12 protein-coding genes are annotated in these 11,933 nt (G+C 67.5%); 8 read left to right on the top strand and 4 right to left on the bottom strand.

What is annotated here, in order from left to right; all coding sequences use genetic code 11:
- From AC3IFE_RS33735 to AC3IFE_RS33720, 4 genes are all read left to right on the top strand, one after another.
- Positions 1-412: DUF2957 domain-containing protein (locus AC3IFE_RS33735; RefSeq protein ID WP_489194720.1), on the top strand; the 412-nt coding region annotated here is incomplete at its 5' end.
- Between the two features lie 73 nt (positions 413-485).
- The gene (locus AC3IFE_RS33730) at positions 486-1,310 is read left to right on the top strand and encodes an OmpW/AlkL family protein (protein ID WP_489194718.1); all 825 of its coding nucleotides are present in this window, start codon (positions 486-488) and stop codon (positions 1,308-1,310) included.
- A gap of 121 nt (positions 1,311-1,431) precedes the next feature.
- A complete protein-coding gene (locus tag AC3IFE_RS33725) occupies positions 1,432-1,935 on the top strand; it encodes an activator protein (RefSeq protein WP_089470416.1) in 504 nt (167 codons plus the stop codon).
- 234 nt (positions 1,936-2,169) lie between these two features.
- Positions 2,170-3,291 (top strand): hypothetical protein, encoded by a 1,122-nt coding sequence (locus AC3IFE_RS33720; protein ID WP_301740258.1) that lies wholly within the window; start codon positions 2,170-2,172, stop codon positions 3,289-3,291.
- A gap of 72 nt (positions 3,292-3,363) precedes the next feature.
- On the opposite strand, the gene betA is transcribed toward AC3IFE_RS33720, so the two are convergent.
- From betA to AC3IFE_RS33700, 4 genes are all read right to left on the bottom strand, one after another.
- A complete protein-coding gene (betA, locus tag AC3IFE_RS33715; RefSeq protein ID WP_301740257.1) occupies positions 3,364-5,064 on the bottom strand; it encodes a choline dehydrogenase in 1,701 nt (566 codons plus the stop codon).
- Between the two features lie 16 nt (positions 5,065-5,080).
- Positions 5,081-6,550: a betaine-aldehyde dehydrogenase gene (betB, locus tag AC3IFE_RS33710; RefSeq protein WP_089470413.1), complete on the bottom strand. Its 1,470-nt coding sequence runs from the start codon at positions 6,548-6,550 to the stop codon at positions 5,081-5,083.
- A gap of 32 nt (positions 6,551-6,582) precedes the next feature.
- A complete protein-coding gene (betI, locus tag AC3IFE_RS33705; RefSeq protein WP_301740254.1) occupies positions 6,583-7,167 on the bottom strand; it encodes a transcriptional regulator BetI in 585 nt (194 codons plus the stop codon).
- 203 nt (positions 7,168-7,370) lie between these two features.
- Positions 7,371-7,832, bottom strand: a complete 462-nt coding sequence (locus AC3IFE_RS33700; protein ID WP_301740253.1) for a hypothetical protein — start codon at positions 7,830-7,832, stop codon at positions 7,371-7,373.
- A 54-nt stretch (positions 7,833-7,886) separates the two neighbouring features.
- Here AC3IFE_RS33700 and AC3IFE_RS33695 point away from each other — a divergent pair, with 54 nt between their 5' ends.
- The 4 genes from AC3IFE_RS33695 to AC3IFE_RS33680 form a co-directional block, all read left to right on the top strand.
- Positions 7,887-8,789, top strand: coding sequence for an alpha/beta fold hydrolase (locus AC3IFE_RS33695; RefSeq protein ID WP_089470411.1), 903 nt, complete (start codon positions 7,887-7,889; stop codon positions 8,787-8,789).
- A gap of 67 nt (positions 8,790-8,856) precedes the next feature.
- Entirely contained in the window at positions 8,857-9,426 is a 570-nt protein-coding gene (locus tag AC3IFE_RS33690; RefSeq protein ID WP_301740416.1) for a methyltransferase family protein, read from the top strand.
- Positions 9,427-9,443: 17 nt separating this feature from the next.
- A complete protein-coding gene (locus AC3IFE_RS33685) occupies positions 9,444-10,727 on the top strand; it encodes a glycosyltransferase (protein WP_301740415.1) in 1,284 nt (427 codons plus the stop codon).
- A partial coding sequence (locus AC3IFE_RS33680; RefSeq protein ID WP_489194713.1) for a DHA2 family efflux MFS transporter permease subunit occupies positions 10,724-11,933 on the top strand: 1,210 nt, incomplete at its 3' end. The genes AC3IFE_RS33685 and AC3IFE_RS33680, both read left to right, overlap by 4 nt.

Genomic DNA, 11,933 nt, shown 5'->3' with positions numbered 1-11,933 from the left:
CGTGCCGATCTTCATCCGCACCGGCGCCGCGAACGCGGACCTCACGCAAGGGGCGCCGAGCGCGGACGACGAATCGGGCATCTCGTTCCTGAGCCCGCAGACGGCGATCGCGCAGGGCTCGCAGGACGGCGAGTACACGGGCGTCGACAGCGCGTTCAACTACCGCGCGACCGCGCTCGTCGGCGCGCAGGCCACGCTGCTCGATCCGTTCAACGCGTCGCAGGCGGCGCTCACGCGCGCGCTGAACCTCGACTACTCGCAGAAGGTGCCGGGCGTCGTGACGACCGTGCATGCGGATGCGGCGTCGGGGCCGGCGACCGGCAAGTTCGTGTTCACCGGCGGCGTGTTCGGGTTCCTCGACATGGCCGATACGAGCAACCCGTACTTCACGGTCGGCGCGTTCGTGCAGTGATCGCGGGTGGATGGAGACACGGCGGCGCCGCGCGCGAATGTGCGGCGCCCCGACAGAATGAGGGGGAGACTTCATGAAGAAGCTGATTGTCGCGGGTGTCGTCGCAGGCGTGTCGACGCTCGCATCGGCCCAGCAGGCGGGCGACAACGTCGCGACGCTGGGCTGGCTGCACATCATGCCGCAGGATTCGACCAACGGGCTGACGACGAATCTCGCGAACATGCCGATCAACGGGCCGCTGCGTTTGCCCGGTTCTTTCACGTCGCCGGGCACGAGCCTGACGGTCAACAACGCCGATACGGTCGGCCTCACGCTCACCCACTTCTTCACCGATCACATCGCGGTGACGTCGGTGCTCGGCGTGCCGCCGGAATTCACGCTGACCGGGCACGGCGTGATCAGGCCGCCGGGTCCGGCCGGCGCGCTCGGCAACGTCGACATGGACAAGTCGGCGAACCAGCCGGCCGTGAAGAACGCGCGACAGTGGAGCCCGACGGTCATTCTGCAGTACTACTTCAATGCGCCGACGGCGAAGTTCCGCCCGTTCGTCGGGATCGGCGTGGCCTACAGCTGGTTCAGCAACATCGAACTGAACGGCAACTTCGCGAAGGACATCAACGAGAACCTCGGCAGCGTGCTCGCGGCCGGCGCCGGCAAGCCGGGCGCGACGTCGGTCGAGGGCAAGGCGTCGTCGTCGTTCACGCCGGTCTACAACGTCGGCGCGAGCTATGCGATCGACAAGCACTGGGGGCTCACGGCGACGCTGACGTACATGCCGCTGAAGACCTACTCGTCGCTCGTGATCAAGGCGGCCGACGGTTCGACGCTCGCGACCACGCGCACGAAGCTGAAGGCCGACCCGCTGATCACGTTCGTCGGGATTTCCTACAAGTTCTGAGCCGACCGGCGCGCGTGACGCGTGCCGGCGGCTTCCTGCGCCCGGCTGGCCGGATCGTTCCGGCCGGCAGGTCGCGTTCCTGGCGGCGTGCCGCCATTTGTGAAGAGAGGGGGCAGTTCAAATGAGCATTCGCAAAATCGTATCGCTTGTTGCTGCAGTGGCTTTCACCGCGGTTTCGGCCGCGCCTGCTTTCGCGGTCACCGTTTCGCGCGCGGACGGTCAGCCGATGAACCCGAACGGCGAGCCGTTCTCCGCGTCGGGCCTCACGAACCTGAGCAAGGGGTCCATCACGGCGGGCTGTACCGCGACCTTCAACGGCACGATCACGTCGACCGGCATCGTCAACATCACGTCGACGACGTTCACGGGCGGCGCGACGTGCTCGCTGATCAGCGGCAGCGCGAGCAGCACGTCGCCGTGGACGGGGCAGGCCGACAGCACGACGCAGCTGTCGATCAACAACGTGAAGGTGAACGTCACGCTGCTCGGCACGTGCGGGCCGAGCAAGGTCGTGACGGCGTGGAGCGATGCGAACTCGTCGCTGACGTTCAACAACGCGACGCTGACGCCGGACTGCACGGTGGGCGGTACGGTCCTGACGTCGCCGAAGTTCCACGTGCAGTAAGCGTCGCGCGATCGACGCGGAACCCGCCGCGCGCGAGGGCCGTGCGGCAAGCGCGGCGGGTTTTCGCGGCTTCGACGGGTTCGAGCCGTCGCGCGTATCGGCGCGGCGGCCGGTCGACCGCCCGTGTCGCGATCCGGCACGGGTGGGGTGGCAGGGCGGCGCCGTTCGTACTGCGCCGCCCGATTCGATTGAAACAAAACCAGATCAATTAGCCAGAACCATCCCGGACGACCCATGCTTACCGATCCAGCAAAGTATGGCGACGCCCGCGGCGCGACGCCCGACCGGCTGCGCACGGCCGCGTGGCTGCAGTACCTGATCGAACATCTCGACGCGGCGGCTTGCGCGGCCGCGGCGGGCGGCACCGGCGACCCGGCTGTCGTCGCGTCGTACGCGATACGTGTGGGGGCGGGCGCGAACTTGTCCCGCGAAGTGACGGCCGTGCTTCATCGGCTGGTCCCGTGGATCGCGACGGACGGCGGCGGCTGCGCGTGCGATCCGGCCGACCCGCTCGGCGCATGCTCGCACGTGCCTTCCGCGCAGCAACTCGCGGAAGCCGAACGGTGCTGCCCGGGCTCGCATGCCGTATTCGACACCGCGCACGGCGTGATCGACGCGGTTGCATTCGACGATCCCGAGCTCGGCTGGGCCGCGCTCGAACGAATTGCCGGCGGCGTCGCACGCAGCGGCGACGACGCGGGCGCACGCAGCGCGAACGAACATGACGGGCCGTGCGCGACGCCGCCTGCGAAGAACCTGAGAGAACGGCTGACCGCGGTCGCGGCAACGCGCACGGAAACGCCGGCCCGTCCCGGCGCCGTGATCGACGCGATCGTGCTGCGCGTCTGCGGCCCGCGCGACGATGCGGCGCGCATCGACGAGATGGCTGCGCTCGCGATGTTCTCCGCCGAGCTTGCCGCCGGCCACGGCGTTTCCGTTCAGGCGTACGGCGGGCAGCACAACCTCGTCGCGCGCGCGATCCGCACGCATCGCGCCGATCTCGCGTCGCTGGACGGGCTGCTTGCCGCACTCGCCGTTTGCCGACTCGATCGACTCGTTGGCGCGGGCAGCTTCTGGGCTTATTACCTGCTGGCGGGTATCGCGATCGCCGCGCCGGATACGGTGCGGGAAATCGGCCGCGGCTTTCATGGCGACACCTGGCAGACGTGGCTCGACCACGTGCTGGCGTGGCCGGCGGTCAGCCGCTTCGGGCCGACGGAGGATGTCGCGTTCGAACGCCTGCGCGACGCGATGAGCCTGACGTCGCGCTGGAACCCGATCGTCCGCGCCAAGCGGATGCGCACGCGCGCCGTGACGGCCGCCCGGCCACGCAGCGCAAACGAGCCGGCCCCATGAAACGCGGCGCGCGGCGAGAACGCCGCGAGCCGCAGGGAGAGTATCGCGGCGCCGGTGCGGGCGCCGGATCGATCAGACCGTCTCGGGTTGCCGCATCGCCTGCGCGACATTGCGCGCCGGTGCGCCGTTCGCGACGAAGTACGGCACGTCGATCCGCGCGAGCGGCGTGCGGCCGCGGATCTTGTCGGCGATCTTCTCGGCGATCATGATCGTCGGCGCATTCAGGTTGCCGGTCGTGATGATCGGCATGATCGACGCATCGACCACACGCAGCCCGTCGAGCCCGTGCACGCGGCCTTCTTCATCGACCACCGCCATGTCGTCGTAACCCATCTTGCACGAGCACGACGGATGGAACGCGGTTTCCGCGCGGGCGCGCACGAACGCGTCGAGTTCCTGATCGCTCTTGCAATCGGCGCCCGGATTCAGCTCGCGGCCGCGATAGCGGTCGAGCGCCGGCTGCCGCATGATCTCGCGCGTCGCGCGGATCGCATCGCGGAACTCGCGCCAGTCGAGCGCTTCGGCCATGTAGTTGAACAGGATGCTCGGATGGTCGTTCGGGTCGCGCGAGCGCAGCTTCACGCGGCCGCGGCTCGGCGAGCGCATCGAGCCGACGTGCGCCTGGAAGCCATGCATCTCGATCGCGTTCGAGCCGTTGTAGTTGATCGCCACCGGCAGGAAGTGATACTGGATGTTCGGCCAGGGGTCGTCGTCGCGCGTGCGGATGAAGCCGCCCGCCTCGAAGTGGTTGCTCGCGCCGAGGCCCGTGCCGTTCAGCATCCATTCGAGGCCGATCTTCGGCTGGTTCCACCACTTGAGCGCCGGATACAGCGACACCGGTTCCTTGCACTCGTACTGGATGTACATCTCCAGGTGATCCTGCAGGTTCTGGCCGACGCCGGGCAGGTCGAGCACGACCGGAATGTCGAGTGCCTTCAGCCATGCGCCGGGGCCGACGCCCGAGCGCTGCAGCAGTTGCGGCGATGCGATCGCGCCGCTGCACACGAGCACCTCGCGGCGCGCATGCGCGGTCGCGCGCTCGCTGCCGCGCAGGTACGTGACGCCCGACGCGCGCTTGCCGTCGAACAGGATGCGATCGGCGAGCGCATGCGTGACGATCTCGAGGTTCGGCCGCACCTTCGCCTGGTCGAGGTAGCCACGCGCGGTGCTCGCGCGGCGGCCCTTCGGCGTGACGGTGCGATCCATCGGGCCGAAGCCTTCCTGCTGATAACCGTTCAGGTCGTCGGTGCGCGGATAGCCGGCCTGCACGCCCGCGTCGACCATCGCCTCGAACAATGGGTTCGCGCCCGGCTTGCTGGTCGTGACCGACACGGGGCCGCTGCCGCCGTGATAGTCGTTCGGGCCGACGTCGCGCGTCTCGGCTTTCTTGAAGTACGGCAGGCAGTCGAGATACGTCCAGTTCTCGAGGCCCTTGTGCGTCGACCAGTTGTCGTAGTCGAGCGCGTTGCCGCGGATGTAGCACATCCCGTTGATCAGCGACGAGCCGCCGAGCCCCTTGCCGCGCCCGCACTCCATCCGGCGGTTGTCCATGTGCGGCTCGGGGTCGGTCTCGTACGCCCAGTTGTAGCGGCGCCCCTGCAGCGGGTAGGCGAGGGCGGCCGGCATCTGCGTGCGGAAGTCGAAGCGGTAGTCGGGACCGCCCGCTTCGAGCAGCAGCACCGTGACGTCCGGATCTTCCGTCAGGCGCGTTGCGAGCACGTTGCCCGCGGAACCCGCGCCGCAGATGATGTAGTCGTATTCGCGCGTCGTCATGACGGATCTCCTTGTCTTAGAACACCGGGTTGTAGCGGCCGAGCTCGACCTGCACCGATTTGATTCGAGTGTAGTGCTCGAGCGTCGTGATGCCGTTCTCGCGCCCGACACCGGATTGCTTGTATCCGCCAACCGGCATTTCGGCCGGCGATTCGCCCCACGTGTTGATCCAGCAGATGCCGGCTTCGAGGCGATGGATCGTGCGGTGCGCGCGCGACAGGTTCTCGGTCACGACACCGGCCGCGAGCCCGTAGTGCGTGTCGTTCGCACGGGCGATCACTTCGTCCTCCGATGCGAAATCGAGGATACTCATCACCGGCCCGAAGATTTCCTCGCGCACGATCTTCATGTCGTCGCGGCAGTCGCCGAACACGGTCGGCGCGACGTACTGGCCGTTGGCGAAGTGGCCGTCGGTCAGGCGCGCGCCGCCCGCGAGCAGCTTCGCGCCTTCGGCCTTGCCGCTTTCGATGAAGCCGAGCACCTTGTCGAGCTGCGCGGCCGACACGAGCGGGCCGAAGTTGGTGTCGGCATCGGTCGGCTTGCCGACGCGGATGCGCTTCACGCGGTCGAGCACTTTCTGCGTGAAGGCGTCCTTGATCGAGCGGTGCACGAACACGCGCGTGCCGTTCGTGCAGACCTGGCCCGAGCTGAAGAAGTTGGCGGTGACCGCGATGTCGGCCGCGCGGTCGAGATCCGCATCGTCGAACACGATCAGCGGCGACTTGCCGCCGAGTTCCATCGTCACTTCCTTCAGCGACGATGCGCCGGCGAGCGACATCACTTTCTTGCCGGTCTCGACGCCGCCGGTGAACGACACCTTCGCGACGTCAGGATGGCCGGTGAGCAGCGCGCCGACCGAGCCGTCGCCCTGCACGACGTTGAACACGCCGGCCGGCACGCCGGCTTCCGTATAGATTTCCGCGAGCTTCAGCGCGGTGAGCGGCGTGACTTCGCTCGGCTTGAACACCATCGCGTTGCCGGCCGCGAGCGCGGGCGCCGTCTTCCAGCACGCGATCTGGATCGGGTAGTTCCATGCGCCGATGCCCGCGCATACGCCAAGCGGCTCGCGGCGCGTGTACACGAACGACTCGGCGCGCAGCGGCACCTGCAGCCCTTCGATCGCGGTCGCGAGGCCCGCGTAGTACTCGATCACGTCCGCGCCGGTGACGATGTCGACCGCGAGCGTCTCGCCGATCGGCTTGCCGGTGTCGCGCGTCTCGATCGCCGCGAGTTCGTCGTTGCGCTCGCGCAGCAGATCAACCGCGCGGCGCAGGATGCGCGAGCGCTGCATCGCGGTCATCGCTGCCCATTCGCGCTGGCCTTCCCGGGCCGACGCGACCGCGCGGTCGACGTCGGCCGCGCTCGCCTGCTGCACCTGCGCGAGCAGTTCGCCGGTGGCGGGGTCGAAGGTGTCGAAAGTCTTGCCGCTGGTGGCGTCGACGTAACCGCCGCCGATGTAGAGGCGCTGCAAACCGTATACGGACATGAGGATCTCCTTGAGGGCGACTGCGTCGCGCGTCAGTCGGACGCGAGCAGCAGGTCGATGTAGTCGTGGGCGAGCTTCAAAGCGGCTCGGGTGTCGATGGGGCCGCCGGCGAGTGCGCCGCGCAGCCACAGGCCGTCGATCAGCGCGGCAAGGCCGCTGGCGGCTTCGCGCGCTTTCGGGCGCGGCAACGCCTTCGCGAATTCGGCGCACAGGTTCGAGTGCAGGCGCCGCGTGTTCACGTGCTGCAGGCGCTTGAGCATCGGGTCGTGCATGCTCTGCGACCAGAACGCGAGCCAGGTTTTCATCACGGGCGCGCTGACCTGCGTATCGTCGAAGTTCGCGGCGACGACCGCGCGCAGCCGCGAACGCGGATCCTTGCGCGCGGCGACGCGGCGGCGCGTGGTGGCCGACCACAGGTCGCGCAGCACGTGCCGCATCGTCGCTTCGAGCAGGCCGTCCTTGTCGCCGAAGTAATGGCTGACGATGCCCGTCGAGATGTTCGCGCGTTGCGCGACCGATGCGAGCGTCGTGCCGGGCAGGCCCGCTTCGTCGATCGAGCGCAGCGTGGCATCGATCAACTGCGCGCGGCGTATCTCCCGCATTCCGACTTTCGGCATCGCGACTCCCTTCGCCCGGGCGGGCCGTCCATGGAAGTCGAGAGCTTAGCGGTTTTTTATTGATCGTTCAATCAATAAAAAACGGGGCCGAACGGCACGCTGCGTTCTAAACGGATGAGGATTCATCCCGTCAGCAGCCGTGTGCAGGTGCGGAAAAACGTATTGTAAGAAGATTAATTAAGTTTGAATCTGTTTAAAACGATTCATGAAAATATGACGCAATGCGGAGAGCTGTTTCCGTGCTTGATTTCATTACAAACCGAAAGAGTATCGAGCTGTGTAAAATCATTCACGATATGAAATCGTAAAATCATATTATGAAGATGCTCGGTTTTATAAAAACCGTTTGAATTTAGTGATTTAAACAACATAAATAAATGAATATAAACGGAAATTCGCGTTTTGTGAATGCTGGGCAGGATTGCTCGCAAACGATTGCCATCTTCTTTTTCGAGATTCTTCCTACCATGGAAATCGACAAATAAATTTGAATTCGGCGTATTTCCGGGCGAAGTAGAAGGATTTTTGGAATGACTTGAGTAGGCAATATCGACCGTATTAGTATGGCGCCGCACCACAAGGAATGAATGGCGCCGCGGGAAATTGCCGCGGTGCGTCGGCAATACGCGCGTCGCTCGACTTCGCCCGGCGCCGGCGCCAGCCATTACGCACTGCAGCATGCCGCGACGTCGAGACGCCGCATCCACCGGAGAACGACGATGCCGACCGAAAAACACGTGGTCCCGCTGCCGAATGGTCTGAAGGTCTACGTCGAACGGAACGTGTTCGACCCGGCGTTCGACACGGCGATGCTCGTCAACGGCGCGCTCGCGACGACCGCGTCGTTCGGCCAGACCGTCCAGTATCTCGGCGAGCGGATGAACACGATCTGCTTCGACCTGCCGTATGCGGGGCAGTCGCGCCAGCACAACCCCGGCTGCTTCATCCTGACCAAGGACGACGAGGCCGCGATCCTTCAGTACCTCGTCGAGCGCTTTGCGCCGGCGTTCCTCGTGTCGGTGTCGTGGGGCGGCGTCGCGTCGCTGTTCGCGCTCGCGCGCGGCTGCCCGAGCGTGCGGCGCGCGGCGATCTGTTCGTTCTCGCCGTTCCTGAATGATGCAATGGTCGATTACGTGACGCGCGCCCGCGATCACATCGCGGCCGGCGAGAACCTGAAGGCCGCGCAGTTGCTGAACGACACCGTCGGCCGCTATCTGCCGCGCATCATGAAGCTGTACAACTACCGGTATCTCACGCGCCTGCCGCGCGACGAGCAGGACCAGGTCGCGTTTCACGTCGATCAGATCCTGTCGCTGCAGCCCGAGCGTTACTTCAGCGAGTTCTCGAACATCGGCTGCGAGCTGCTGTTCCTGAACGGCGAGCGCGACGAATACACGACGCCGGCCGACGTGCGCCAGCTCGGCGCGCACGTGCCGCGCGCGCGGTTCGCGACGGTACCGGACGCCGGTCACTTTCTCGACATCGAAGGCCGTGCGCAGCGCGAATACACCCGCGCCGCGTTGCTCGATTTCTTCTGCGACGAAGCGCCGGCCGCGGCCGGCATCGCGCGCGCCGCCGCGCATGCTTGCGTGCCCGCGCCGCTGCACGCGTTGTCGTCGTGACGCCGTCCGTCGTGCAGCGGGCGCGTCCCGCGCATCCGAATTCCCATCCCAACGAGGCAGGCCAGCCGTGAATATCGTTCAGACCATCGCCATCGTCGTTCCGTGGGCCGCGTGGCTCGCTTACTGGATCGCCACGTCGCAGGGTGTCAAGGCGACTGTGCGCAAGGAGGCGTCCCGCTCGCGCACGCTGCAGTCGATTCCGCTGATCGTCGGCGGCGCGCTGATCATCCTGCCCGATCCGTCGTGGCCGGCGCTCGTACCCGACTGGCAGCGTTTTGGGCTGCAGGCGCAGTGCGGGCTCGCGGTGCTGGTGGCCGGCCTGCTGTTCTCGGTGTGGGCGCGGCTGCACCTGGGCACGAACTGGAGCGTGTCGGTCACGCTGAAGGAAGACCACGAACTCGTGCGCACGGGGCCGTATGCACTCGTTCGTCATCCGATCTATACGGGCTGCCTGGTCGCGCTGGTCGGCGCCGCGCTGATTGGCGGCGAATGGCGCGGCGCGATCGGCGTGCTGCTCGTGTTCGCGTCGCTCGCGTACAAGGTGCGCGTCGAGGAGAGCTGGCTGACCGGGTATTTCGGGCCGGCGTATGCGCAGTACCGCCGCGAGGTCGCGGCGCTGATCCCCGGTTTCTATTGACACCCGCGAGGCGCGCGATGGCGAAGATGATCGTGACCGCGATCGGCTCGGCAGGCGACGTGCATCCGCTGCTCGGCATCGCGCGCACGCTCGCCGCGCGCGGTCACGAGGTCGTGTTCTGCACGCATGCGCCGTTCGAGGCGGCCGTGCGCCGCTGCGGGTTCGCGTTCGTGCCGGTCGGCACCGCGGCGGAATACGACGCGGCGATGGCGAACCCCGCGCTGTGGGATCCGCGCACATCGTTCCGCACGCTGTGGCAGGTGATCGCGCCGACGCTGCGCCCGCATTACGACACGCTGCGCGCGCTGACCGATGCCGACACGGTGCTGGTCGGCACGCTGTGGGCGTTTTCCGCGCGCTTCATGCAGGAGCTGCACGGCACGCCTTACGTGTCGGTGCAGGTGTCGCCGTCGACGCTGCTGTCCGCGCATGCGCCGCCGACTCACCCGCGCCTGACGATTCCCGCGCGCTGGCCGCTGGCGGTGAAGTCGGCGCTGATGACGCTGATCGAGCGGCTGGTGCTCGATCGCGTGTGCGGCCCGGCGCTCGACGCGGTGCGCCGCGAACTCGGGCTTGCGCCCGCGCGGCGCGTGCTCGGCCGCTGGCTGCATTCGACCGACGGCGTGCTGTGCCTGTTTCCCCCGTGGTTCGCGCCGCCGCAGCCGGACTGGCCGTCGAACCATCTGCAGAGCGGTTTTCCGCTGTTCAACGATATCGCGACACCCGACGACGATGTGGCACTCGATGCGTTTCTCGCGGCCGGCGAAGCCCCGGTCGTGTTGACGGCCGGTTCGACACGCGTCGATCACGCGGCCTATGCGCGCGCGGTGGCGGACGCGCTGCGCGCGACCGGCGCGCGCGGAATCTTGCTGACGCCGCACGATGCGGTGCAGGGCGATGACCGACTGCTCGTGCGCCGCTTCGTGCCGATGCGCACGCTGCTGCCGCGTTGCCGCGCACTCGTGCATCACGGCGGGATCGGCACGGCGGCGCTCGCGTGCGAAGCCGGGATCGTGCAGGTCGTCACGCCGTTCGCGCACGATCAGTTCGACAACGCGCAACGCGTCGTCGCGAACGGCTGCGGCGTGCGCGTCGACGGCCCGGTCGACGGCGCGCGGCTCGGCGCGGCGCTCGCGCGCGTGCTCGACGAACCCGCGTTCGCGGTACATGCGGAGCGCACGCGTGCGCTGCTCGCGGCCGCGCCGGACGGCTGCGGCACGGCCGCCGATTTCATCGAACGGTTCGTGCCCACGCGCGGACGGGCGGCCGCGCGGGCCGATGTCGCGGTGGCCGGCGCATGAGTCCCGCGTCGCCGCTGCACGACGGGCCCGTCGCGCCGTCCGCGTTCGACGCGTCGGCGTCGGCGTCGGCGCCCGCGCCCGCCGCGCAGCCGGTGCGCGGCATCCGGCTCGCGCTGCTGACGTTCGCGCTGTCGCTCGCGACCTTCATCGAAGTGCTCGACTCGACCGTGACGAACGTCGCGGTGCCGGCGATCTCCGGCAGCCTCGGCGTATCGAACAGCCAGGGCACATGGGTGATCAGCTCGTATTCGGTCGCGGCCGCGATCGCGGTGCCGCTCACCGGCTGGCTCGCCCGCCGCGTCGGCGAGCTGCGGCTGTTCGTCGGCGCGGTGCTGCTGTTTACGCTGACGTCGCTGCTGTGCGGGCTCGCGCGCGACCTGCACGTGCTCGTGATTTGCCGCGCGCTGCAGGGGCTGTGCTCGGGGCCGATGGTGCCGCTGTCGCAGACGATCCTGCTGCGCACCTTTCCGCCAGACAAACGCACGATCGCGCTCGCGCTGTGGGCGATGACCGTGCTGCTCGCGCCGATCTTCGGGCCGGTGGTCGGCGGCTGGATCGTCGACAACTTCTCGTGGCCGTGGATCTTCCTGATCAACTTGCCGATCGGGTTGTTCTCGTTCGCGGTGTGCACCGCGATGCTGCGCCCCGACGCGCAGCGCGGCGCGGCCGGGCCGATCGACGTGCTGGGCATCGTGCTGCTCGTGATCGGCGTCGGCTCGCTGCAGGCGATGCTCGATCTCGGCCACGACCGCGGCTGGTTCGACTCGCCGCTGATCGTCACGCTCGCGGTGGTGGCGGCGCTCGCGATCGTGTCGCTGCTGATCTGGGAAGCGGGCGAAGCGCATCCGGTGGTCGACCTGAGCCTGTTTCGCGACCGTACGTTCTCGTTCTGCGTGCTGATCATCTCGCTCGGGATGATGAGCTTCTCCGTGGTCGGCGTGGTGTTTCCGCTGTGGATGCAGGCGGTGATGGGCTACAACGCGTTTCACGCGGGGCTCGCGACGGCGTCGCTCGGCGTGCTCGCGCTGGTGTTTTCGATCCTCGTCGGGCTGCACGCGCATCGTTTCGATGCGCGCGTGCTCGCGACGTTCGGCTTCCTCGTGTTCGCGGCCGTGCTCGCGTGGGACGCGCATTTCACGCTGAAGATGACGTTCGCGCAAATCGCCGCGCCGGGGCTGATCCAGGGGATCGGGCTGCCGTGCTTCT

Source organism: Burkholderia sp. APQ4-4ca, from assembly GCF_057837105.1.
The sequence above is the reverse complement of the archived record's forward strand: the minus strand, read 5'-3'. Positions and strand labels throughout refer to the sequence as shown.